The organism is Microbacterium sp. C448, from assembly GCF_000582705.2.
Taxonomy (GTDB): Bacteria; Actinomycetota; Actinomycetes; order Actinomycetales; family Microbacteriaceae; genus Microbacterium; species Microbacterium lacus_A.
The window spans coordinates 1-22402 of sequence record NZ_HG779636.1 but is presented as its reverse complement, the minus strand read 5'-3'; the positions used below and the strand labels follow the sequence as shown (position 1 = coordinate 22402).

The following is a 22402-nucleotide window of genomic DNA, read 5'->3' as shown; positions in this document are numbered from 1 at the left end:
CGGTTGTCTCCACCGTTCGAAAGGACACCATGACCGACTCCCTCGCGCTCACTGCGTTCGCCTATGGCCTGCCCAAGGCCGAACTGCATCTTCACCTCGAGGGCACCCTCGAGCCCGAGCTCAAGTTCGAACTCGCGGCCCGCAACGGCATCGAACTGGCAGAGAAGACCGTCGAAGAGGTCAAGGCGACCTACAACTTCACCGACCTGACGAGCTTCCTCGCCGTGTACTACCCGGCGATGCAGGTGCTGCAGACGGCCGACGACTTCCACGACCTCGCTTGGGCCTATCTGCTGCGTGCGAAGGAACAGGGCGTCGTGCACGCCGAGATGTTCTTCGACCCGCAGGCGCACACGAGCCGTGGTGTGCCGTTCGAGAACGTCATCACGGGCTACCACCGCGCCGCAGTCCGGGCGGGGGACGAGCTCGGTATCTCCGCAGAGCTCATCCTCTGCTTCTTGCGTGATTTCTCGGCAGAGGATGCGGCGGCGACGCTCGAGTCGGCGCTGCCGTACAAGGACTGGATCATCGGGGTCGGGCTCGATTCGGATGAGCGCGACAACCCGCCCAGCAAGTTCTCGGAGGTGTTCGCCCGCGCCCGCGCCGAGGGCTTCCGGCTGACGATGCACTGCGACATCGACCAGGTCGGCTCGATCGACAACATCCGCGCTGTTCTCACCGACATTCGGGTGGAGCGGATCGACCACGGCACCAACATCGTGGAGGACCCCGAACTCGTGGCAATCGCGAAGGAGCGAGGGCTCGGCTTCACGTGCTGTCCCGTGTCGAACTCGTTCGTCACCGAGCAGATGAAGGCCGACGAGATCGTCAGCCTGATGCGGGCGGGCCTGCGCGTCATGATCAACTCGGACGACCCCGCGTACTTCGGAGCCTACGTCGGCGATAACTACGTCGCCCTCGCCGAGCAGGCCGGGCTGTCCGAGACCGACCTCGTCCAGCTCGCCATCAACTCGTTCGAGGCATCGTGGCTGACGCCCGAGCAGAAGGCCGCCTTCGTTGAACGCGTGGGGGAGTACGCGGGCTCCCGCGGCGTCGCCTTGCCGGTCTAGCGAGGGCCGCGACCATGACGTCGAGCGTCGCCTCGCGACCGGTGGATGCGGATGACGCCGATACGCGGCTCGGTGCCGCGATCCGGCGCGTTCGGCACGCGCGTGGCATGACCCTCGTCCGGCTCGCCGAAACGACGGACCTCTCGCATCCGTTCCTGAGCCAGCTCGAGCGCGGCCTCGCCCAGCCGAGTCTGTCGTCGCTGCGGCGTATCGCCTCGGCGCTCGAGACGAGCCCGATCGAGCTGATCGCGGAAGCGGATGCCGCGGCATCCGCGCATCCCGCCGTCGAGGTGCACAGACAGGCCGCGACGGACGAGGCGGTGCCCGAGGGATTCGCCGCCGGCTCCGCCCGGATGCTGGCGCGCGGCGGTAGGCCGCTGCATCCGATGGAAGTGTCCGGCGGCGCCACCGAACCCGGCGAGATCTTCGTGCACGCCGAGGACGAGTTCCTCTACGTGATCGAGGGGGCCATCAACATCGAAGTCGAGGGCGAGCGATCGACACTGGAAGCGGGCGACTCGGCCTACTACGCGGGCGGTGTTCACCACCGCTGGTGGTCGGCGAACGGCCGGACGTACCGTCTGGTCGTCGTGAAGCAGGGCCTGCGCGCTACCGGCGCCGGGCGCTGGTAGCCCGTACGGAGTCCGCGTCAGAGTGCGGCGGCACCCGCTTCGGCGACCGTCTGGTCCTGCTCGCCCGAGCCTCCGCTGACGCCCAGGCCACCGACGACGACGCCGTCGCGCAGCAGGGGCACGCCCCCCGCGAAGATCGCGACCTTGCCGCCGTTGGTGGTGTGGATGCCGAAGAACTGCTGCGTCGGCTGCGAGTTGTCGCCGAGGTCCTTCGTCTGGATGTCGAAGGCACGCGACGTCCACGCCTTGCTGATCGAGATGTCGATGCTGCCCATCCAGGCGCCGTCTTGGCGAACGTGTGCGATCAGGTTGCCGCCGGCGTCGACGACGGCGATGTTCATCGGCTGGCCGATCTCGTCGGCGCGCGCTTCGGCGGCGGCGATCAGGGTGCGGGCGTCCGCGAGGGTGAGAGCTGACATGGTGGTCTCCTTTGATCGTGAGGGTGGTGGGAAGTGAAGTCGTGACGGATGTCGGGGGTGCGGTCAGGCCGCGATGTACCCGTTCGGATTGAGCACGTACTTGGTTGCGGCGCCCGCATCGAACTCCGCGTAGCCGCGCGGGGCATCCTCGAGCGAGATCGCGGTGGCGTTGACGGCCTTCGCGATCTGCACCTTGTCATGGAGGATCGCCATCATGAGCTGCCGGTTGTAGCGCATGACGGGGCACTGGCCGGTGGTGAACGACAGCGACTTGGCCCAGCCGGTGCCGAAGCTCAGCGACAACGAACCCTTCTGCGCCGCCTCATCGGCCGCGCCCGGGTCACCGGTGACGTAAAGACCCGGGATGCCGATGGCTCCGCCCGCGGCCGTCACATCCATCAGGGAGTTCAGCACCGTCGCGGGAGCCTCGGCGGCGTCCGCGCCGTGCCCCTGCCCGCGCGCCTCGAAGCCGACCGCGTCGACCGCGGCGTCGACCTCGGGGACCCCGAGCAGCTGTGCCAGCTGTTCGGGTACGTCACCGTCGCCGACGTTGATGGTTTCGCAGCCGAAGCTGCGCGCCTGGGCCAGTCGCTCCTCGTTCAGGTCGCCGACGATGACGACGGCCGCACCGAGCAACTGGGCGCCGGCTGCTGCCGCGAGACCGACGGGACCGGCACCCGCGATGTACACGGTCGATCCGACTCCCACTCCCGCGGTGACGGCGCCGTGGAAGCCCGTCGGGAAGATGTCGGAGAGCATCGTGAGGTCGAGGATCTTCTCAAGGGCCTGCTCGCGGTCGGGGAAGACGAGGGCGTTCCAGTCCGCATACGGCACGAGCACGTATTCGGCCTGTCCACCCACCCATCCGCCCATGTCGACGTACCCGTAGGCGCTGCCGGGACGGTCGGGGTTGACGTTCAGGCAGATGCCCGTCTTGCCTTCCTTGCAGTTGCGGCAGCGACCGCACGAGATGTTGAAGGGTACCGAGACGATGTCGCCCACCTTGACGAACTCGACGTCGGGACCGACCTCGACGACCTCACCCGTGATCTCGTGACCCAGGACCAAGCCCGCGGGCGCCGTCGTCCGGCCCCGGACCATGTGCTGGTCAGATCCGCAGATGTTGGTAGCGACGGTCTTCAGAATGACGGCGTGCGGGAGCTTGCGTCCGATGTTCGCGGGGTTGACGCCCGGACCATCCTTCAGCTCGAAGGTGGGGTATTCGGTGTCGATGACCTCGACCTTGCCCGGCCCCTTGTAGGCGACGGCACGATTGTTCGTCATGGTGGCTCCTCTCCGAACCTCGAACCGCGCGTACGTCGGGTCGACATCGGCGGCTTCTCCAGACTGCGCCACCCGTTTCGGTAGCGCCATCGGCGATCGGGATAGTTCTCACTACCCGTTCGGGTAGCGCGAGATGGCGTGGAGCCAGCTAGCATCATCCGATGCCGACCTCGATCGCCGCGATAGCCGACGTGGTGGCGGCCCCATTGCCCGAGATCGCGCGCTCACTCTCGGAATACCTGGCGCCCACGATCCCGCATTCCGCGCTCATCATCCTGGCCGAGGATGACGTGAGCCACCCGCTCAAGCTCCACGGGGACCCGGCGCTCGCATCACGCGTCGCGCTGTCGGAGATGGTGGAGGCCCGGGCCCTCCTCAGCGGCCCCGGGGTACTGCGCGCCTCGGTCGAGGTCGGCGGAGCAGCGCGAAACACCGTGCTGGCCCGCGCCGAGACCGGTCCGCTGCTGGTTCTCGTCGATCCGGTGCCCGCGGCATCCGCCACAGATCCCGACGCCGACGTGCGCGCAGACGCCGAACTTCTCCAACTGTGGCGCATCGTCGCGGTGCGGATCCGGCAACCCGCACGCGACGCATCGCCGAGCTATCTGCTCGAGTCGCGTGCCGCGGCCGGTGTGCGTGCAGAGGTCGTCGCCGAACTCAGCGACACGCACTCGCGCACACTCGAGGCGCTGCTCGCGGTCCTGCGCTCACCCTCGACCGACGATCATGCGGCGCGCCAGGCCGCCGTCGGTGTCGCGGCGCACGCGATGGTGCAGCTGCGCACCTCGACCGATCTCGTCCGCACTTTCACGGAAGAGCCCGTGACCTCAGCGTTCGAGCGTCTGCGCGATGATCTCGTGCCGCTCGTGCGGTACCGCGACGTGGACGTGCAGTTCGTCGAACCGCCCGTCGATGGGCGCGCCCTGCCCAGCGAGATCGCCCACGGTGCTCGGGCGATCGTGCGTCGAGCGATCCTGGCGTCCGTCGAACAGCCGGGCACGAGCCGCGTGCGGGTCAAATGGGATTGCGACGGCCGCAACCTGCTGATCAGCGTGCGCGACGACGGCCCCGGGGATGCATCGCTCGGTCACGATGCCCTCGACGAACTCCGGCAGCGCGTCTCGGCGGTCAACGGCGAGATGACCCTCGCGGCGACCGAGGGGTGGGGCTCGGAGCTTTCCGTCGTCATGCCTCTGGACCCCCCGCACACCCACGGCGATGACCCGCTCATCGCGCGGCTCGGACCGCGCGAGGTGCAGATCCTTGAACTTATGACGCAGGGGCTCCGCAATCGCGGGATCGCGGCGCGCTTGGGGATCAGCGAGAACACCGTCAAGTTCCACGTCTCGAAGGTGTTTCGAAAGCTCGGGGTCACCTCGCGCTCCGAGGCCACGGCGCTGATCGCCGCGGGTCGCGCACACCGCTGACGGGTCAGTCGGCCTGTGCGATGCGCCAGACGCGGTCGCGCGAGAACGGCTGCTCGTACGGCCTGCGTCCGAGAGCACGGGCGATCGCGTTGCCGATCGCGGGGGCGACGGGGTTGTACGGCGACTCGCTCATCGACTTCGCACCGAACGGACCGAGGTCATCGCTCGTGTCGGCGAAGTAGACCTCGGTGTCGGGAATGTCGGCGAACTGCGGCACGCGGTAGGTGCGGAACATCGGGTTCACCACGGCGCCGCGGTCGTCGATGTAGACCTCTTCGTAGAGCGCGCTGCCGACGCCCTGCGCCACGCCGCCCTCGATCTGCCCCCGGCACTGGGCCGGATTCATGACGAAACCCGCATCTGCGGCGTGCACCGACTGCAGGATGCGGACGGATCCGGTGGATGGCTCGACCGCGACCCGCACCGCGTGGACATTGAACGCCAGCGAGCGTTCGTCGCCGTATTCGGCGCCGTGGGCGGTCAGACCGTCGCTGCTCTGGTGTTCCGGCGCCGCCGCGGCGACGATCTCGCCGAACGGCACGACCCCCGACGGCGTGCGAACGCCCTCGGCGGTGAGCGAGCAGGCCCCGGGTTCGGCTCCGTGTAGGACGGCGGCGAGCCCGAGCATCCGGTCGCGTAGCGCGATGCACGCCGCGTACACGGCCTTGCCCGCGACGGTCGTCCCCGCCGATGCGAACGCACCCGTGTCGTGCGCGACGCCATCCGTATCGGCATGCTGGAGCGTCACACGCCCGGCGTCGACGCCGAAGACGGATGCCGCGATCTGGCGCTGCACGGTGGTGGTGCCGTTGCCGAACTCGGCCGTACCGGTGCGGAGCGCGTAGGTTCCGTCGGGCCCGAGCGTCGCCGTGGCGTGCGCGATATGTCCGCGTGGGGCCATCGTCGCGATCAGCGTCGAGGCCATACCCTCGCCGACGAGCCAGCCGTCCGGTGCCGTCACGCCATTCCCGCGGGCCAGGGCGCCTTGCGCGAGATCGAGGCACTGGTCGAGGCCGTAGCTTCCCCAGCGGACCTCGGGTTCGTGTTCTGCGTGCCACGCGAGCAGGGGATCGCCGTCGCGGACGGCGTTGATGCGGCGCACCTCGAACGGATCGAGGTCGAGGCGTTGGGCGAGCATGTCCAGCGCGGATTCGACCCCGAGCTGCACCTGCCCGAGGCCGTACCCGCGGAAGGCTCCTGACGGCACGTTGTTGGTGTAGACGGCCTCGGCATCGACCCGCTTCGCGGGGGCGTTGTAGAGGCTGATCGACTCGGAGCAGCCATGGAACATCACGCCGATCGCGTGGTTGCCGTACGCACCGGTGTCGCTCAGCACGCCGAGCTTGATCGCGGTCAGTGATCCGTCCTCGTTGGCTCCGAGTTCCACCGAAACGCGCATGGGGTGACGCAGCGATGCCCGCTGGAACTGATCGGTGCGAGAGAACTCGTACGCGACGGGACGTCCGGTGTGCAGCACGGCGAGGGCCACGAGGTCTTCCGTGAAGATCTCCTGCTTGCCGCCGAACCCCCCGCCGACGCGTGGCGCATAGACGCGCAGGCGCTCGCGCGGCAGGTCGAAGATGTGGCCCAGTTCGTCACGCGTGAGGAACGGCACCTGCGTGCTGGAGCGGATGACCAGCCGGTCTTCGTCGTCCATCCAGCCCACGGATCCGTGCGTTTCGAGCTGGGCATGGCTCACGCGGGACGTCTGCCAGGTCCCCGCGACGCGGATCGGGCTGGCCGCGAGGGCGGCATCGATGTCGCCCCCGTATCCGTCGTGGAGCGCGGCGACGACGTTGCGCGACGCATCCGCGACACGGTCGTCGGGTGTGCGCTCGGCGTGCAGCAGGGGGGCACCCGGCATGCGGGCGGCCGCCGCGTCGAAGACCGCGGGCAACACCTCGTATTCGATCTCGACCATCCGGCAGGCTCGCTCAGCGACCTGCGAGTTCTCGGCGACGACGGCCGCGACCCGTTGCCCGACATGGCGCACGACGTCGTCGAGCACACGAGTATCGTCCGGGTCGTCGGTGCGGTGTTCGTGTCGGCCGGAGGAGTACCGGGTGGCCGGAGCATCCTCATGTGTGAACACCGCGACGACCCCGGGAACCGCGAGCGCAGCCGAAGTATCGATGGAGAGGATGCGTGCGTGCGCATGTGGCGAGGTCACGACCCGCAGCACCAGGGCACCCGTGACCGGCTCATCGAAGGTGAACGGCTCGCGACCCTGCACCACTCTTCGGGCGGGCTCGGGTGAGACCGATGTGCCGACGCCCGACGAGCCGATACCCGACGATTTCGCCGCGGCGGCAGTGTCGCACGAACCCTCGCACGCCTCACCGCAGACGGATGACGGAGCCGCGGCATCCTTCTCCGACACATCCTCTTCGGCGATAGCGGCTCGCCGCCCCGTCTCACGCACGGCACCGGTGATCGCCTCGCGGAGCGGCCGGTACCCGGTGCACCGGCAGAGGCTGCCCTTCATGCGACGGTCGAGGTCGGGCAGGTCGGCCTCGGTGAGGGTGGAGGCCGTGACGCTCATACCCGGGGTGCAGAAGCCGCATTGGAAGCCGAACTTCTCGATGATCGCCTCTTGCACGGGATGGAGACCATCGCCGGGGGCGAGGCCCGCGGCCGTCGTCACCGTGCTGCCCTGGACCCGCATCGCGGGGATGATGCACGAGTGGACGGGCTGGCCGTCGAGGATCACGGCACACGCGCCGCAATCGCCCGCGTCGCACCCCTTCTTGACCTCGGTGTGGCCGTGCTCGCGCAGCAGCGTCCGCAGGCACTGACCCGGGCGTGGCTCGACCTCGAGGGGTGCGCCGTTGACCTCGATCTTCATGCGGTCTCCCCAGAATCGGCGGCGAGTTCGGCCCGAATCCGCTCCGCGAGCTCGACACTGACCCCGCGGCGCCAATCGGCGGATCCCAGGGGATCGGTGTAGAAGTCCGCCGCCCCCGCGACATCGGCCGCGAGCTGTGTCGCTGCGGGAAGCTCCGGATAGCGCAGGACGGTCGGTGTGAGAGTCGCGGCGGTGACACTGAAGACGGCGGACCCGTCGCGGTCGATGCGCCCGGTGACGACCGCTCCCGAGCGACCCAGCTCGGCAAGGGCGATCTTTCGCATGACGGCGCGAGAACGGAGTGCGTGCGCGGGGATCTCGACAGCACGGACCACCTCGCCGCGGGCGAGATCATTCGTGCCATTGCCCGTCATCAGCTCGGCCACCGGGGTGCGGCGCTCGTCACCGTCGGGAGTCCAGATCACGGCCTCGCCGTCGAGCGCGGACGCGAGGGACACGATCGCGCCGGCCGAGAACGAGCGGCAGACGTTCCCTCCGACCGTCGCTGTGTTCCAGATCTTGAACGAGGCCAGGAGGGCGTTCGCGGCGACGGGGAACAGCGCGATTGCGGACCAATCGGCCGGGGCCGCTGCATCCGCCGTCCGGCCTTCGGCGAAGGCGACGAGCGTCGCGATCGTGCACGTCGCGCCGATCGTGAGCCCCCCGTCGGTGACCTCCAGATCAGGCCAGCCCATCGTCGTCAGGTCGACCAGCCCGGTCGCGTGGTTCTGGGGCTCACCGAACAGCCAGGTCCCCCCGCCCAGGATGATTTCGCCCGGGGCGAGCGCGAGGTCGTCGCGCTGGGTCGCGCGGCGGAAGCTCGTGATGGTGTTCAGGTCCACCGGCACTCCTTCCGAGAATGCGTCGCCGCATCCATTCATCCAACCAGCGCCCGATTTCGTGAGTGTTTCACGTGCAACCGCGAGGTTGGGCCGTCAGGCGTGTCGCGAGCTACTACAACTCGAGCTCGACCGCCGTGTCGAGGGCGGCCTCGATGCTGCGCATCCAGCCGTCCTTGAGCGCGGAGTTCTTCTCGTCGTAGAGAGATGCGCCATCGACGAGGTTGCTCGACGCGGCGCAGACCATGCCCGCGCGGAGACCACGCAGACGCGCGACGATATACAGAGCGGATGCCTCCATCTCCACATTGAGGATGCCCATGCGGTTCAGCTCGGCGATCCATTCCGGTGTTTCCGCGTAGAACGCGTCGTCGCTCACGCTGATGCCGCGGAAGGAATGTGTTCCCGACGCGGCGGCGATCCGCTCCGAGTGGCGGGCGAGCGCCAGCGTGAGTTCGAGGTCGGGGACTGCAGGGAAGCCCTTGGGCAGATAGGCATCCGTCGTCCCGTCGTTGCGGAAGCTGCCCTCGCTCACCAGCAGGTCTCCGGGGGCGATGCCCGGCTGGAGGCCGGCCGAGCTGCCCACGCGGATGAACGATGTGACGCCGACCCGTGCCAGTTCTTCGACGGCGATCGCGGTCGAGGGGCAACCCATTCCGGTCGACGTCGCGGTGATGTGCCGCCCCTTGTACCAGCCCGTCATGGTGCGGTGCTCGCGGTTGTGTGCGACCTCGCGGACCTCCGTCAGGAATTCCGCGACGAACGGCACGCGAAACGGATCGCCGGGCAGCAGCGCCACGGACGAGACCTCACCGGGCGCGATGCCGATGTGGTACTGGCGCGCGTTCAGGCCCGCCTGGGACTTGTCCACGGGCGTGGATGTGGGCGTGGATGCGGATGTGGACACGGTGGCCTCCGGGATGCTGTGACGGGTGAAGTCAGCAGTCCCCGCCCTGAGCCACCGGCTCGGTCCACCGACGATCGCCGGGAGGTCATGGTTGTTAGGACACGCAGTGCCGAGAGCGTAGCACCGTGTCACGCGAGCCGAGGCGACGGCGAAACACCCTACGTGCGCCCAGACACCCCATGGCGAGGGGTGTTTCGTCGCGCGCGGGGTGTTTCGGTGAAGACCGCACCCAGGCACGCGGCTAGACGGGCGAGCAGGTCGGCGCGGGGCTCGCGGGGGAGGCAGGAGGGCGGGCGTGGACCGGGCCGCGGGCATCCCGCAGCGGACCACCCGATCTCCCGTATCGCGCCGCGATGATCTCGGCAATGGCGGCGACAGCGGCTTCTTCCGGCGATGATCCGCCGAGGTCCAGGCCGAGCGGAGAGTGCAGGCGGGCCAGGTCGGCGTCCGTCACCCCTCGCTCGCGCAGTGCGATCCCACGCTGCTCCACCGTGCTCCGCGCGCCCATCGCGCCGACGAAACCGACGTTCATGCCGAGCGCGGCATAAAGAGCAGGAATGTCGATCCGTTCGTCGTGGGAGAGCACGCAGACGGCCGTCCGGGCATCGATCGAGCCCGCCTGCTCGGCAAGCGACGTCAGATACTCGCCGGGATCGGCGATCACGATGTCGGATGCGTCGGGAAAACGCTCCGACGTCGCGAGCAACGGCCAGGGGTCGCACACGGTCACCGCGTAACCCGCCGCGCTGGCCACCCGACACAGCGCTGCCGCGTGTTCCCCCGCGCCCACGACGATGAGTCGGGCGCGCGGAGCCTGAGACACCGAGAGCCACGCGTGGTCTGCGATCGGGGTCGTCTCCGCCAAGAGCGCGGCCGCGTCCAACTCGGGGAGCGCCTCGGCAGCGATCCGCGACAGGCCGGATGCGTCGGCGACGACCCCCTCGTGAGGAGCGCGGATACCGAGGGCGACGGTGACGCGCTCATCGCGAGCGGCTGCCTCGAGAGCGTGCCGCGCCACGTCGTCGTCGGGTCGCAGGACGTACGCGAGCACCTCCACCTCGCCGCCACACGCGAGGCCCGCGGCGTGCGCGCGCTCGTCGCTGAACCCGAACCGCGCCGCGCGCGCCGCGCCATCTGCCAGCACGGCATGGGCGAGCACGATCGCGTCGCCCTCGACACAGCCGCCGGAGATCGAGCCGATCACCGAGCCGTCCGCCGTGATGGCCATCGAAGCCCCGAGACCCCGCGGAGCGCTGCGCGCGACACGTGTCACGGTGACGACCGCCACCGACTCTCCATCCGCGAGACGCGGCAGCAGGTCTGCGGCGAGTTCGAGCATCCTGCAACGCTAGTCGCGCGATGTTTCCTGCACGATACGCTGACGGCACCATGCGCCCGTCGGAGACCAGCGACCAACAGTCCGATGAGATCTTCGGTCTCGTGCTCGCGGCCGGCGCGGGCACACGGTTCGGCGGCCCGAAGGCGCTTGCCCGAGACGGCGACGGCGTGCCGTGGGTCGTTCGGGCCCTGAACACGCTGCGCGCGGGGGGATGCGGTCGGGTGCTCGTGGCGCTCGGGGCATCGGCGCCGGAAGCACACGACCTCGTCCCGCCCGGGGCCGAGATCGTCGTCGTGCCCGACTGGCAACTCGGCCTGTCCGCCACGATCTCGACGGGGCTCGCCGCGGCGCGCGAGCGATCCGCGTCAGCGCTCGTCATCATGCCGGTGGACACGCCGGATGCTCCACCCGCCGTCGTCCGCCGGGTCATCGCCGCCGCGGCGGCCGCACCGAGGCGGGCACTCGTGCAGGCGACGTACGGTGGCGACCCGGGTCATCCGGTCCTGATCGGTGCCGAGCACTTCGATCCGCTCGCACACGCCCTGTCGGGGGATCGTGGCGCGCGTGCCTACCTCGCGAGCCACGACGCGCTCTCGGTCCCCTGCGAAGACCTCTGGTCGGGCGACGACATCGATACTCCGCCCACGATCGGCAGTGGACCCATGATCGACAGTGGGCCCGCCACCGACGGCTGAGCGACGGGTAGCTCTCGGTCAGCCGCCGATCACGACGTTGAGCGGCGCCTCGCCCCGCAGCAGCCGCTCGATCTGCTGACGGATCAGGCGAGCCGCACGCGGTCGCATCGCCGCCGTCAAACCGCCGACGTGCGGCGCGATCAGTACCCCGGGAGAGGCCCAGAGGGGATGCCCCGCGGGCAGCGGCTCCGGATCGGTGACGTCGAGCGCAGCGCGGATACGGCCACGACCGGCGTGATCGACCAGCGCGGCGGTGTCGATCAAGGAGCCACGACCGACGTTGACCACCAGCGCACCATCCGGCAGCGCAGCCAGCACGGCGTCGTCGACGATGTGCCGCGTCGCGTCCCCTCCGGGCAAGGTCAGGATGACGATGTCGGCGTGGGGAAGCAGCTCCGGCAGCTCGTCGACACCGTGCACGTGCACCCCGTCTTCGTCGCGGGCCTGCCTCGCCACGGGCACGAGATCGACCTCGAAGGGCGCGAGGCGCGCGGCGGTCGCCTTTCCGACTCCGCCGTAGCCGAGCAGCAGCACACGCTGGTCGGCGAGACCGGTGCTCCGCTCCTGCATCCAGGTCTGGGCGGCCTGCGCGTGCACGAGCTCGGGGAGGCGCCGTTGCGAAGCGAGAACGAGTGCGAGCGCCAACTCGGAGGTGGCCGTCTCGTGCACCGATGCGGCATTGGCGAACTGTCGCCCGGGAGGTAGGTGAACCGCAACCTCGTCGTAGCCGATGGACTGGCCCTGCAGCACGCCGGTCTCGACGCCGTCGAGCCAACGGAAGCCGCTTCCGCCCGACATGTACGGCACTACCACCAGGTCGAGTCGCTTTCCCGGTGCCGGCCCGTCCATCGGCCACACCAGCACTTCGACGCCATCCGGCATGGGGCCGAGGTCTTCGAGAACCTGGGGGGAGGGAACGGTGACGGTGAGCGTGCGGGGCGCGCGGTTCATCCTTCGACGGTAGCGGGCTCCGTCGCGGTCAGGCGTTTTGCAGCACCGCGGCGATCGCACTGGCGAAGAAGATGCGTCCGTCTTCGCCCGAGCGCATCGCGACCGAGGTGTCCGGTCCGAACCCCGGTTCGACGGCGTGCTCGGGGTGCGGCATCAGGCCGACGACGTTGCCGCGGGCGTTCGTCACGCCGGCGATGTCGCGGAGCGACCCGTTCGGGTTCACTCCGACGTAGCGGAAGGCGACCTGGCCTTCGCCTTCGATGCGGTCGAGCGTCTCGTCGTCGGCGATGTAACCGCCGTCGCCGTTCTTCAGCGGGATAACGATCTCTTGTCCGGCTTCGAAGCCGCTCGTCCAGGCGGTATCGGCGTTCTCGACGCTCAGGCGCTGGTCGCGGCGGATGAACTGCTGGTGGGCGTTGCGGATGAGCCCGCCCGGCAGCAGGTGCGCCTCGACGAGCATCTGGAATCCGTTGCAGATGCCGAGGACCGGCATGCCCTTGTCTGCCGCGTCGCGGATGTCGGACATGATCGGCGCGCGCGCGGCGATCGCACCGGCGCGCAGGTAGTCGCCGTAGCTGAACCCGCCCGGCAGGACGATCGCGTCGACGCCGTGGAGGTCGTGGTCGCCGTGCCAGAGTGCGACCGGCTCGCCGCCGGCGAGGCGCACCGCACGGCGGGCGTCGGCGTCGTCGAGGGATCCCGGGAAGGTGACGACCCCGATGCGGGGGCGGCTCACTCGACGACCGTGCTCTCGGCGACCTTGCTCTCGACGACCGTGCTCTCGACGACCGAAATTTCCACGACGTCTTCGATGACCGAGTTCGAGAGGATCTCGTCGGCGATGCGGCGCGCGGTCGCGAGAACATCCTCCGTGACCTCGCCGTCGACGGTGAGTTCGAAGCGCTTACCCATGCGGACGGCACTGAAATCCTGGACCCCCAGACGCGAAAGCGCGCCCGTGACGGCCTTTCCCTGCGGGTCGAGCAGCTCTGCCTTGGGCATGACGTCGACGACGATGGTGGGCATGTGAGAGCTCCGGCTGTCGGGGGCGGGGTTGCCGTCCCAGTCTACGGCCGCGTCACGACCGCATTCGTGACGCCGTCCGTGACGCCCTTCGTATCGGGGCTTTCGGTAGCAGCCGGGTCCGCAACTGTACGTTTCGACGTCGTGACCAAACTGTGACTATCCATTTAGGACCGCTCTCTTGATCTCGTGGGAACGCTCCCATAATGTGTCCTCCACCGATGGGAACGCTCCCACGGGATTAGATGATGACGGGAACGAACCCGACGTCACGCGCAATACTCAACGACCATCACGAAGGAGTGACAGTGAACTCACGCGCCATGCGCCGGAGTGCCGCCATCGTCGCAGCATTCTCCGCTTCCGCCATCGTTCTCGCCGGCTGCGCCGGTGGAGGAAGCGACTCCCCGTCCGGCGACGCCGACGGAAAGACCACGCTCACGATCGCCACATTCAACAATTTCGGGTACACCGACGCGCTCCTGCAGGAGTACATGGACGAAAACCCCGACATCGAGATCGTGCACAACAAGGCCGCCGAGTCCGGCGATGCCCGTGCCAACTACTTCCAGAAGCTCGGCAAGGAAGGCCTCGCCGACATCGAGGGCGTCGAGATCGACTGGTTCGCCGAGGCCATGCAGTACTCCGACCTGCTCGCCGAAGTACCGGACAGCGCGAAGGGCCGCTGGCTGGACTGGAAGGAGGCGGGAGCCACGGACGGAGACGGACGTCTCGTCGGTTTCGGCACCGACATCGGCCCGCAGTCCATCTGCTACCGGTCGGACCTGTTCGCCGCCGCCGGTCTTCCGACCGACCGCGCCGAGGTCGCGACCCTCTTCGAGGGCGACTGGAACCACTTCCTCGACATCGCCGATCAGTACAAGGCCGCCACGGGTAAGCCGATGATCGACTCGGCCAACTCTGTTCTGCAGGGCATCGTCAACCAGATGGAGTACACGTACGACGAGCCCGATGGCACCATCATCGCGACGGAGAACCCCGACATCGCTGACGCCTACAGCCTGGTCGTCGAGCGCGCGATCCCCAACGCGGCATACGCGGGCCAGTGGAGCGATGACTGGAACGCCTCGATGACCAACGGCGAGTTCGCCGCGATGCTCTGCCCCGGCTGGATGCTCGGCATCATCTCGGGCAACGCGCCCGATGTCACCGGTTGGGATGTCGCAGACGTCTTCCCCGGCGGCGGCGGTAACTGGGGTGGCTCGTACCTGACGGTGCCCGCCAACGGTGCGAACGTCGACGCGGCGCTTGCCTTGGCGGACTGGCTGACCGCGCCCGAGCAGCAGCTCAAGGCGTTCGTCGAGGCCGGCACGTTCCCGAGCCAGGTCGAGGCGTACACGAACCCCGAGCTGACGGAATTCGTCAACCCGTACTTCAACGACGCCCCGACCGGCGAGATCGGCGCCAACCGGGCCGAGGCCGTGACGGTTGCCCCGTACAAGAGCGCGAACTACTTCAAGTACCACGACGCTCTGCAGAACGCGGTGACTCGTGTCTTCGATGGTGTCGAAGACCAGACCACCTCGTGGAACACCTGGGTCACCGAGGTCGACGCCTTCTGATGACCGGAAGGGGGTGGGGCGCGCTGACCAAATAGCTCGCCCCACCCCCTGACCGCTCTCGACCTCACCGATACGGAGCCCCCCGTGACCGCGACCGAAGCTCGCCCCCGCATCTCATCCGAGGACTCGTCCCCGCCGCCCGCCGGGCGCCCGCGACCAGTCCTGTCTTTCAGGAACCGGCTGAGCCGGTGGGACCTGAAGTTCTCGCCCTACATCTACATCTCTCCGTTCTTCATCCTGTTCGCGATCGTGGGACTGTTCCCGATCGCATTCACGGCGGTCATCTCGCTGCAGGAGTGGGACCTGGTCCGCAATTCCGGGACCTTCGTCGGCCTGGAGCAGTACATCTGGATCTTGAACGATCCGAAGTTCTGGACCGCGCTGCGCAACACGTTCAGCATCTTCTTGCTCTCGTCCGTGCCGCAGCTGATCCTGGCGTTGTTCATCGCCGCGATGCTCGACCGCAACATCCGCGCCAAGACGTTCTGGCGGATGAGCGTTCTGCTGCCGTTCGTGATGGCACCGGTCGCGGTTGCGCTGATCTTCAGCAACATGTTCGGCGACAACTACGGCCTCGTGAACAACATCCTGACCAGCATCGGTCTCGACGCGATCCCGTGGCACAAGGATCCGTTCTGGAGCCACATCGCGATCGCGACCATGGTCAACTTCCGATGGACGGGCTACAACGCGCTCATCCTGCTCGCCGCGATGCAGGCTGTGCCGCGCGAGTACTACGAGGCAGCGACCGTGGACGGCGCCAACGCGTTCCGCCAGTTCATCAGCATCACGCTTCCCTCGCTCCGCCCGACCCTGATCTTCGTGATCATCACCTCGACGATCGGCGGCCTGCAGATCTTCGACGAGCCGCGCATGTTCGACAACACGGGCCAGGGCGGTGCCGCTCAGCAGTGGTTGACGATCACGCTGTACCTCTACAACATCGGCTGGGGCGAGTTCAACTTCGGCAGGGCGGCCGCGCTCGCGTGGATTCTGTTCGCGATCATCCTGCTCATCGGCTTGATCAACCTGTTCATCACCCGTCGCCTCGTGCGCGGGGAGGGCGGCCGCGGCGTGGTCGCACCCCGCCGACGCCGGAAAGGAACGCAGCGATGACTTCGGTCAGCACACCACCGCTCGCCATCGTGGAGGAGGGAATCCCGAACGCGCGGACCCGTCGCCGGAACGAGCGCGTGCAGAAGATCCGCGGCGTCCGCGCCGGGGTCTGGGTCTACATCGGTCTCGGCGTGGTCTTCGTCTCGGCGGTTTTCCCCTTCTACTGGTCGTTCCTGATCGGTTCGGGGGACTCCTCCACCATCAACGATCCGAACATGTCGTGGATCCCTGGCGGGAACTTCATCGCCAATGCGCTGGCGGTGGTCGGAGACCCTGCCGTCAACTTCTGGCTGGCGCTCTGGAACTCGATCTTCAGCTCGACCGTGATCGCGGCATCCGTCGTCGTGTTCTCGACGCTGGCGGGCTGGGCGTTCGCCAAACTGCGCTTCCGGGGCGGAAAGTGGTTGCTCGCGTTCGTCGTCGCCACGATGGCTGTCCCGATGCAGCTCGGCGTCGTGCCGCTCTACATCCTGTTCGCGGACCTCGGTTGGACGGGCAACATCGGCGCGGTCATCATTCCCGCCCTGACGAGCGCTTTCGGGGTGTTCTGGATGACGCAGTACCTCAACCAGGCGGTCCCGGACGAACTGATCGAAGCGGCGCGTGTGGACGGAGCATCCATGCTCCGCACGTTCTGGACGATCGGGGTGGTCGCTGCCCGCCCGGCCGCCGCGATGCTTTTCCTGTTCACCTTCGTCGGTGCCTGGAACAACTTCTTCTGGCCGTTCATCGTGCTGGACCGGCAGAGCCCGACACTTCCCGTCGCGCTGTCGCTCCTGCAATCCAACTATTTCGTCGACTATTCCATCGTTCTGGCGGGCGTCCTGCTTGCAACGATCCCGTTGATCCTGCTGTTCGCCTTCGCCGGCAAGCAACTCGTCAGCGGCATCATGGCCGGAGCAGTGAAGGGCTAACATGAGCACCGTCATCAGAAAGGCCCCCACTCTCATGACCGAAACTGCTGAGCGTCCGTTCCCCTCGAACTTCCTGTTCGGGGCGGCGACCGCGGCGTATCAGATCGAAGGTGCGGCACACGAGGGTGGCCGCCGCGACTCGATCTGGGATGCGTTCTCGCGGGTCCCCGGCGCCGTGATCAACGCCGATAACGGCGATGTCGCGTGCGATCACTATCACTTGTACCGCGACGACGTCGCGCTGATGAAGTCGATGGGGTTGCAGACGTACCGCTTCTCGACATCGTGGTCGCGCGTGCGTCCCGACGGTGGTGCGCTGAACCCCGAGGGAGTGGACTTTTACAAGCGCTTGGTCGACGAGCTCTTGGACGCCGACATCCTGCCGTGGCTGACCCTGTATCACTGGGACCTGCCGCAGGCGCTGCAGGAGCAGGGTGGATGGACCAACCGCGACACGGCCAATCGATTCACCGAGTATGCGCTCGACATGCACGACGCCCTCGGCGATCGTGTCAACGTCTGGACCACGCTGAACGAACCATGGTGCTCGTCGTTCCTCAGCTACACGGCGGGTATCCATGCGCCGGGTCACTACAGCAAGTCCGAGGGCATGCTGGCGGCACATCACCTGCTGCTCGGTCACGGCCAGACCGTGCGCGAGCTGCGGGCGCGGGATGCGTCCCTCAACCTGGGCATCACACTCAACCTCACGGTGGCCGATCCCGTCGACCCCGCCGACCCGGCAGACCTCGACGCCGCGCGAAGGATCGACGGTCAGTTCAACCGGTGGTTCCTCGATCCGATCTTCCGGGGCGAGTACCCGCAGGACATCTTCGACGAGATCGCCGATGCGGCCTTGCGGGCGGCGATCTTGCCCGGCGATCTCGAGACGATCTCCACTCCCGTGGACACGCTCGGTGTGAACTACTACCACGGAGAGTTCGTCGGGGGCCGGCCGCCCGCGGTTCCGCCGACGCCGGGGGATGCGCCGACGGATCGGCGGAGCGCATCGCCGTTCCCGTCAGCCGAGGACATCCACTGGCACGAGCGCGGGCTGCCGCGCACGCCGATGAACTGGGAGGTGCAGCCGGAGGGTTTGACGCGCCTGCTCGTGCGCGTCTGGGAGGACTACGCCGAACCGGCCGGCACCTCGCTCTTCGTGACGGAGAACGGAGCCGCCTACAACGACGAGGTCGTGGTCGAGGACGGCGTGGTGCGGGTGCACGACGACGAACGCGTCTCGTTCGTGCGCGCTCACCTCGGCGCGACGCTCGATGCGATAGAGGCGGGCGTGGATGTGCGCGGATACTTCTACTGGTCGTTGCTCGATAACTTCGAGTGGGCGTGGGGCTATGAGAAGCGTTTCGGTATCGTGCGCGTCGACTATGAGACTCAGGTGCGGTCGATCAAGGACAGTGGCCGGGAGTACTCTCGGATCATCGCGAAGCGGACGCTCGATGACAGTGCGGAGCTAGCCGACGCGGTCGAGTAGGTCCGCGCAGGAGGGCACGACATGGTCGACATCGGGACTCGCTCTTCGCAGGGAACCGCGACGATCGAGGAGGTCGCGGCGGCGGCCGGCGTCTCGCGATCCACGGTCTCTCGAGTGGTGAACGGGTCGACCTCCGTCAGCCCGGCAGCGCTCGAGGCCGTCAACCGCGCGATTTCGGCCCTGAATTACGTGCCCAACCGTGCCGCACGGTCTTTGGCGACCCGGCAGACCCACGCGATCGCGTTGGTCGTGCCGGAAGAGACGACGCGCTTCTTCGGGGACCCGTTCTTCGCCGCCATCGTTTCGGGCATCAACACGCGCGTCAACAAGTCCGACTACGTGCTCAACCTGTTCATCGCCAGCGACGACCCCGGCGACAAGACGACCAGCTACCTGCGCAGCGGCAGCGTCGACGGGGCGATCATCGTGTCGCATCACACGAGCGACACGTTCATCGACCGCATCGCGGCGGCCGTTCCCGTGGTGTTCGGTGGTCGTCCCGTGCGAGCACGCGAACGCGACTATTACGTGGATGTCGACAATGTGCGCGGCGGTCAAGAGGTCACGGAGTTCTTGATCGGTCGCGGGTACCGCCGGATCGCCATGATCTCGGGTCCCCTGACCATGCCCGCCGGAGTCGACCGGCTGGAGGGGTTCCGTCAGGCGCTCGATGCCGCCGGTCTCGAACCGGGCCCGGTCGAGGACGGAAACTTCACGGCGGACGGCGGCGCCCGAGCGATGGAACGCATCCTCGAGGCCCCCGATCGCCCCGACGCGCTGTTCATCGCGAGCGACCTGATGGCGCGTGGTGCGCTCGCCGTGTTGAACCGGTCAGGTATTCGGGTTCCGGACGACATCGCGATCGTCGGTTTCGACGACTCCCCGGTCGCGACGACCGTTTCGCCGCACCTCACGACGATGCGTCAGCCGTCGTTCACCCAGGGCGAGCGGATGGCGGACGTGCTGCTCGACCTGCTCGCCGACCGGGATCCGCCGCGGGTCACGATGCTCAACACGGAGCTCGTCATCCGCGATTCCGTGTCGACACGCGCCGCTGGGGACTGACCTTCCCGCTCAGGCGAGGGGAACGCTCGCCGTCAGCTGGTTCGCCCAGGGGTCTTCGAAGCTGACCGAGCGGCCGTCGTCGCGCAGCGGTGTGCCGTAATGGGTGAGACGCTCGGACAGCTCACCCAGGGCATCCGTGTCGGGCAGAGCCAGATCGATGCGGCCGAGGCCGAGGGCGGGCCCACGGCGGCCGGCGCCGCGTGAATTCCATACGTTCATCGCCATGTGGTGGTGGTATCCACCGGCGCTCACGAATAAGGCCTGATTGCCCATTCGGGCCGTGGTGTCGAATCCCAAACGGTCGACGTAGAACCGCTGCGCCGTCTCGACGTCGCCGACCGACAGATGTACGTGACCGACGGATGCCGCGTCCCGTGAGGTCGCGCCCTCCGCCGCTTCCTCGGTGAGGTGCTCGCCGAGGAACGCGTTCGGGTCGAGGAAGAGGGTCCCCATTTCGATCTGTCCGTGCGTCCACGACCATTCGGTGCGGTTGCGATCCCAGTACAGTTCGACACCGTTGCCTTCGGGGTCGGTGAAGTAGAAGGCGTGGCTGACCAGGTGATCCGCGGATCCCGTGAACGTACCGGGTGCGTGCCGGGCGACGGAGTAGAGCGCCGCCGCCAGCGCGGTCTGCGTCTCGAACAGGATGGCCGTGTGGTAGAGCCCTGCGGATCCCGGCGCCGCGTGCCGCAGGGTCGGCTCGTAGCGGAGCACGATGATCGGCAGGCCGGCTCGACCGAGGGTCACGGTCGGGCCCTCGGAGGTGATCACCTCGAGAGTGACCACGTCTCGGTAGTACCGGGTCATCGCGTCGAGGTCCCCGACGAGGAGCGTCACCGCGCCCATCGACGTGTCGTTCGCGATCTTGTCGACCGTCGCCGACTTTCCGAGTGATGCCGACCGCAGTTCATCCATGCGCACGTACAACCGTTGCGCCGCGCGCGTCATTCCCTGGCGCAGCGGGGCTCCGTCCGCCGGTCAGGGCGCCCGGCAGCCGGTCAGTCCCGCCGGTCAGCGAGTCAGTCGCGAGAGCAGTTCGCGGTACCGGTCCGCGGTGCGCACGACGATCTCGTCGGGCAGCTCCGGCGGTTGGCCCGTGCGGTCCCAGTGGGCCGCGAGCCAGTCGCGCACGATCTGCTTGTCGAAGCTCGCCATCCGCTCGTCGGGGGTGCCGCCACGTGCCCACGCCTCGGCATCCCAGTAGCGGGACGAGTCGCTCGTCAGCACCTCGTCGGCCAGCCGCAGAACCCCCTGGTCGTCGGTGCCGAACTCGAACTTGGTGTCGGCGAGGATCAGCCCGTGCTGGGCGGCGCGGCGTGCGGCCCGCTCGTAGATCGCGAGTGATGCATCGCGTAGGGCATGCGCGGCGTGCTCGCCGACCAGCTCGACCGTCCGCTCGAAGCTGATGTTCTCGTCGTGCTCGCCGAGCTCAGCCTTGAACGCGGGTGTGAAGATCGGTTCGGGCAGGCGGTCGCCGTTCTCCAGCCCCGCGGGCAGCGGGATGCCGCAGACCGTTCCCGCGGCCTGGTACTCGGCCCATCCGGAGCCCGTCAGGTACCCGCGCACGACACACTCGATCGGCAGCATGTCGAGGCGACGTACGAGCATGGCGCGGCCGGCCACCTCGGCCGGGACGAGACGCACGGGCTCGTCGTCGTCCGACAGCGCCGAATCGGGGGCGAGATGGTTCGGAACCGCCGGTCCGCCATCGCCTCCCTCGAGCAGGTCGAACCACCACAGGCTCAGCGTCGTGAGGAGCTCACCCTTGTCGGGAATCCCCGGCGACAGAACGTGGTCGAAGGCACTGACGCGATCGGATGCGACGACCAGCATCCGTTCCGCGCTGACGCCATCCGGTGTGTCCGCGGGGACGTACAGGTCCCGCACCTTTCCGGAATAGACATGGCGCCAGCCGGAAAGATCAGAGGTGGGGGTCACGCGACCATTATCCCGTGGACGTGCTGCCCTCGCGGGCTCAGCGCTCGATGACGCCGGCGGCGATGTCGGTGCGGTGCTGCGACCCCTCGAGCGCGATCAGGTCGACGGCCTCGTAGGCGCGCTTGCGGGCCTCGGCGAAAGTCGTGCCGAGAGCGACGACATCGACGACGCGGCCCCCGGTGGCTACGAGACCGCCGCCGTCGTTTGCCGTGGCGGCATGGGCCAGGTGCACACCGGTGACGGATGCCGCGGCATCCAAGCCCCCGACGGGCCGCCCGGTCACGGGTGCCGCCGGGTAGCCTTCGCTCGCCACGACGACCGTGATCGCAACCGCCTCGGCGAAGGCCGGCTGGGCGACGTCCTCGAGCGTGCCCGAGGCGGCGGCCATCAGCAGCTCGGACAGGGGGCTCACGAGTCGGGGTAGCACGACCTGGGTCTCGGGGTCGCCGAAGCGCGCGTTGAATTCGATCACGCGCACACCGCCGTCAGTCACGATGAGCCCGGCGTAGAGGAGCCCGATGAAGGGGGTGCCCTCGGCATCCAGATGCTTGACGACCGGGAGGGCGACTTCGCGCGTGATGAGCTCGACGAACTCGGCCTCGCCCCCGAACCGCTCGGTCAGCCAGGGGAGTGGCGAGTACGCGCCCATGCCACCCGTGTTCGGGCCCTTGTCGCCGTCGAGCGCGCGCTTGTAGTCCTGGGCGGGGCTGAGCGCGCGCACGGTGTCGCCGTCCGAGATGAAGAACAGCGAGACCTCGGGGCCCGACAGGTGCTCTTCGACCAGCACGGCGCCCTGCGAGAGGTACGACTCGGCGTGCGCGAGCGCGGCTGCCCGGTCGTCCGTGACCAGCACGCCCTTGCCC

Annotated in this window: 21 protein-coding genes; 9 read left to right on the top strand and 12 right to left on the bottom strand. The window is 68.2% G+C overall.

Annotated features, from left to right (window positions below; all coding sequences use genetic code 11):
* Positions 1-29: 29 nt before the first annotated feature.
* On the top strand, positions 30-1070 hold the full coding sequence (gene add / locus MIC448_RS05700) for an adenosine deaminase (RefSeq protein WP_036297215.1): 1041 nt from the start codon (positions 30-32) through the stop codon (positions 1068-1070).
* Positions 1071-1084: 14 nt separating this feature from the next.
* Entirely contained in the window at positions 1085-1702 is a 618-nt protein-coding gene (locus MIC448_RS05695; RefSeq protein WP_036297213.1) for a helix-turn-helix domain-containing protein, read from the top strand.
* 17 nt (positions 1703-1719) lie between these two features.
* Here the strand turns inward: MIC448_RS05695 and MIC448_RS05690 are convergent, their stop codons facing one another.
* Positions 1720-2121 carry a heme-binding protein gene (locus MIC448_RS05690; protein ID WP_036297211.1) on the bottom strand — a complete coding sequence of 134 codons (402 nt, stop codon included), beginning with the start codon at positions 2119-2121 and terminating at the stop codon, positions 1720-1722.
* Positions 2122-2184: 63 nt separating this feature from the next.
* Entirely contained in the window at positions 2185-3405 is a 1221-nt protein-coding gene (fdhA, locus tag MIC448_RS05685; protein ID WP_036297242.1) for a formaldehyde dehydrogenase, glutathione-independent, read from the bottom strand.
* A 161-nt stretch (positions 3406-3566) separates the two neighbouring features.
* Here fdhA and MIC448_RS05680 point away from each other — a divergent pair, with 161 nt between their 5' ends.
* Positions 3567-4832 (top strand): LuxR C-terminal-related transcriptional regulator, encoded by a 1266-nt coding sequence (locus MIC448_RS05680; RefSeq protein ID WP_036297209.1) that lies wholly within the window; start codon positions 3567-3569, stop codon positions 4830-4832.
* A gap of 4 nt (positions 4833-4836) precedes the next feature.
* Here MIC448_RS05680 and MIC448_RS05675 read toward each other — a convergent pair whose 3' ends face one another.
* From MIC448_RS05675 to MIC448_RS05660, 4 genes are all read right to left on the bottom strand, one after another.
* Entirely contained in the window at positions 4837-7677 is a 2841-nt protein-coding gene (locus MIC448_RS05675) for a molybdopterin-dependent oxidoreductase (RefSeq protein WP_036297207.1), read from the bottom strand.
* On the bottom strand, positions 7674-8519 hold the full coding sequence (locus MIC448_RS05670; RefSeq protein WP_036297205.1) for an FAD binding domain-containing protein: 846 nt from the start codon (positions 8517-8519) through the stop codon (positions 7674-7676). Before MIC448_RS05670 ends, MIC448_RS05675 begins: the two co-directional genes overlap by 4 nt.
* Positions 8520-8631: 112 nt before the next feature.
* Entirely contained in the window at positions 8632-9423 is a 792-nt protein-coding gene (locus tag MIC448_RS05665; protein WP_158497521.1) for a nucleoside phosphorylase, read from the bottom strand.
* A gap of 241 nt (positions 9424-9664) precedes the next feature.
* Positions 9665-10762 carry an XdhC family protein gene (locus MIC448_RS05660; protein ID WP_036297203.1) on the bottom strand — a complete coding sequence of 366 codons (1098 nt, stop codon included), beginning with the start codon at positions 10760-10762 and terminating at the stop codon, positions 9665-9667.
* 50 nt (positions 10763-10812) lie between these two features.
* Between MIC448_RS05660 and MIC448_RS05655 the strand changes: the two genes are divergently transcribed.
* Entirely contained in the window at positions 10813-11457 is a 645-nt protein-coding gene (locus tag MIC448_RS05655) for an NTP transferase domain-containing protein (RefSeq protein ID WP_051513205.1), read from the top strand.
* Positions 11458-11475: 18 nt separating this feature from the next.
* Here the strand turns inward: MIC448_RS05655 and MIC448_RS05650 are convergent, their stop codons facing one another.
* Genes MIC448_RS05650 through purS form a run of 3 tightly spaced genes read right to left on the bottom strand, consistent with a single transcriptional unit; the run spans position 11476 to position 13434 of the window.
* Positions 11476-12408 (bottom strand): 2-hydroxyacid dehydrogenase, encoded by a 933-nt coding sequence (locus MIC448_RS05650; RefSeq protein WP_036297201.1) that lies wholly within the window; start codon positions 12406-12408, stop codon positions 11476-11478.
* 28 nt (positions 12409-12436) lie between these two features.
* Positions 12437-13144: a phosphoribosylformylglycinamidine synthase subunit PurQ gene (gene purQ, locus MIC448_RS05645; protein WP_036297199.1), complete on the bottom strand. Its 708-nt coding sequence runs from the start codon at positions 13142-13144 to the stop codon at positions 12437-12439.
* Positions 13141-13434, bottom strand: a complete 294-nt coding sequence (gene purS / locus MIC448_RS05640) for a phosphoribosylformylglycinamidine synthase subunit PurS (RefSeq protein WP_036297197.1) — start codon at positions 13432-13434, stop codon at positions 13141-13143. Before purS ends, purQ begins: the two co-directional genes overlap by 4 nt.
* 305 nt (positions 13435-13739) lie before the next feature.
* Here purS and MIC448_RS05635 point away from each other — a divergent pair, with 305 nt between their 5' ends.
* The 5 genes from MIC448_RS05635 (at position 13740) to MIC448_RS05615 (ending at position 19601) form a co-directional block, all read left to right on the top strand.
* Complete coding sequence (locus MIC448_RS05635; RefSeq protein WP_036297195.1) at positions 13740-15014, top strand: ABC transporter substrate-binding protein; 1275 nt, start codon at positions 13740-13742, stop codon at positions 15012-15014.
* Positions 15015-15098: 84 nt separating this feature from the next.
* On the top strand, positions 15099-16130 hold the full coding sequence (locus MIC448_RS05630; protein WP_036297193.1) for a carbohydrate ABC transporter permease: 1032 nt from the start codon (positions 15099-15101) through the stop codon (positions 16128-16130).
* The gene (locus MIC448_RS05625) at positions 16127-17044 is read left to right on the top strand and encodes a carbohydrate ABC transporter permease (protein WP_036297191.1); all 918 of its coding nucleotides are present in this window, start codon (positions 16127-16129) and stop codon (positions 17042-17044) included. Before MIC448_RS05630 ends, MIC448_RS05625 begins: the two co-directional genes overlap by 4 nt.
* Before the next feature lie 34 nt (positions 17045-17078).
* A complete protein-coding gene (locus tag MIC448_RS05620) occupies positions 17079-18536 on the top strand; it encodes a GH1 family beta-glucosidase (RefSeq protein WP_036297236.1) in 1458 nt (485 codons plus the stop codon).
* Between the two features lie 21 nt (positions 18537-18557).
* Positions 18558-19601, top strand: a complete 1044-nt coding sequence (locus MIC448_RS05615) for a LacI family DNA-binding transcriptional regulator (protein ID WP_051513203.1) — start codon at positions 18558-18560, stop codon at positions 19599-19601.
* A 9-nt stretch (positions 19602-19610) separates the two neighbouring features.
* On the opposite strand, the gene MIC448_RS05610 is transcribed toward MIC448_RS05615, so the two are convergent.
* The 3 genes from MIC448_RS05610 to MIC448_RS05600 all read right to left on the bottom strand — a co-directional run.
* Positions 19611-20516 carry a VOC family protein gene (locus MIC448_RS05610; RefSeq protein ID WP_036297232.1) on the bottom strand — a complete coding sequence of 302 codons (906 nt, stop codon included), beginning with the start codon at positions 20514-20516 and terminating at the stop codon, positions 19611-19613.
* 96 nt (positions 20517-20612) lie between these two features.
* Entirely contained in the window at positions 20613-21539 is a 927-nt protein-coding gene (locus MIC448_RS05605; RefSeq protein WP_036297188.1) for a phosphoribosylaminoimidazolesuccinocarboxamide synthase, read from the bottom strand.
* A gap of 37 nt (positions 21540-21576) precedes the next feature.
* On the bottom strand, positions 21577-22402 hold an 826-nt coding region (locus MIC448_RS05600; RefSeq protein WP_036297187.1), incomplete at its 5' end, for a phosphoribosylamine--glycine ligase.

What these genes read in the sequence shown, in the direction of transcription:
- fdhA (WP_036297242.1), bottom strand. Translation starts at nt 3,405, where the DNA reads ATGACGAACAATCGTGCCGTCGCCTACAAGGGGCCGGGCAAGGTCGAG.
- MIC448_RS05625 (WP_036297191.1), top strand. Translation starts at nt 16,127, where the DNA reads ATGACTTCGGTCAGCACACCACCGCTCGCCATCGTGGAGGAGGGAATC.
- MIC448_RS05650 (WP_036297201.1), bottom strand. Translation starts at nt 12,408, where the DNA reads ATGAACCGCGCGCCCCGCACGCTCACCGTCACCGTTCCCTCCCCCCAG.
- MIC448_RS05695 (WP_036297213.1), top strand. Translation starts at nt 1,085, where the DNA reads ATGACGTCGAGCGTCGCCTCGCGACCGGTGGATGCGGATGACGCCGAT.
- MIC448_RS05690 (WP_036297211.1), bottom strand. Translation starts at nt 2,121, where the DNA reads ATGTCAGCTCTCACCCTCGCGGACGCCCGCACCCTGATCGCCGCCGCC.
- MIC448_RS05620 (WP_036297236.1), top strand. Translation starts at nt 17,079, where the DNA reads ATGACCGAAACTGCTGAGCGTCCGTTCCCCTCGAACTTCCTGTTCGGG.
- add (WP_036297215.1), top strand. Translation starts at nt 30, where the DNA reads ATGACCGACTCCCTCGCGCTCACTGCGTTCGCCTATGGCCTGCCCAAG.
- MIC448_RS05615 (WP_051513203.1), top strand. Translation starts at nt 18,558, where the DNA reads ATGGTCGACATCGGGACTCGCTCTTCGCAGGGAACCGCGACGATCGAG.
- MIC448_RS05610 (WP_036297232.1), bottom strand. Translation starts at nt 20,516, where the DNA reads ATGGATGAACTGCGGTCGGCATCACTCGGAAAGTCGGCGACGGTCGAC.
- MIC448_RS05675 (WP_036297207.1), bottom strand. Translation starts at nt 7,677, where the DNA reads ATGAAGATCGAGGTCAACGGCGCACCCCTCGAGGTCGAGCCACGCCCG.
- MIC448_RS05655 (WP_051513205.1), top strand. Translation starts at nt 10,813, where the DNA reads ATGCGCCCGTCGGAGACCAGCGACCAACAGTCCGATGAGATCTTCGGT.
- MIC448_RS05660 (WP_036297203.1), bottom strand. Translation starts at nt 10,762, where the DNA reads ATGCTCGAACTCGCCGCAGACCTGCTGCCGCGTCTCGCGGATGGAGAG.
- purS (WP_036297197.1), bottom strand. Translation starts at nt 13,434, where the DNA reads ATGCCCACCATCGTCGTCGACGTCATGCCCAAGGCAGAGCTGCTCGAC.
- MIC448_RS05680 (WP_036297209.1), top strand. Translation starts at nt 3,567, where the DNA reads ATGCCGACCTCGATCGCCGCGATAGCCGACGTGGTGGCGGCCCCATTG.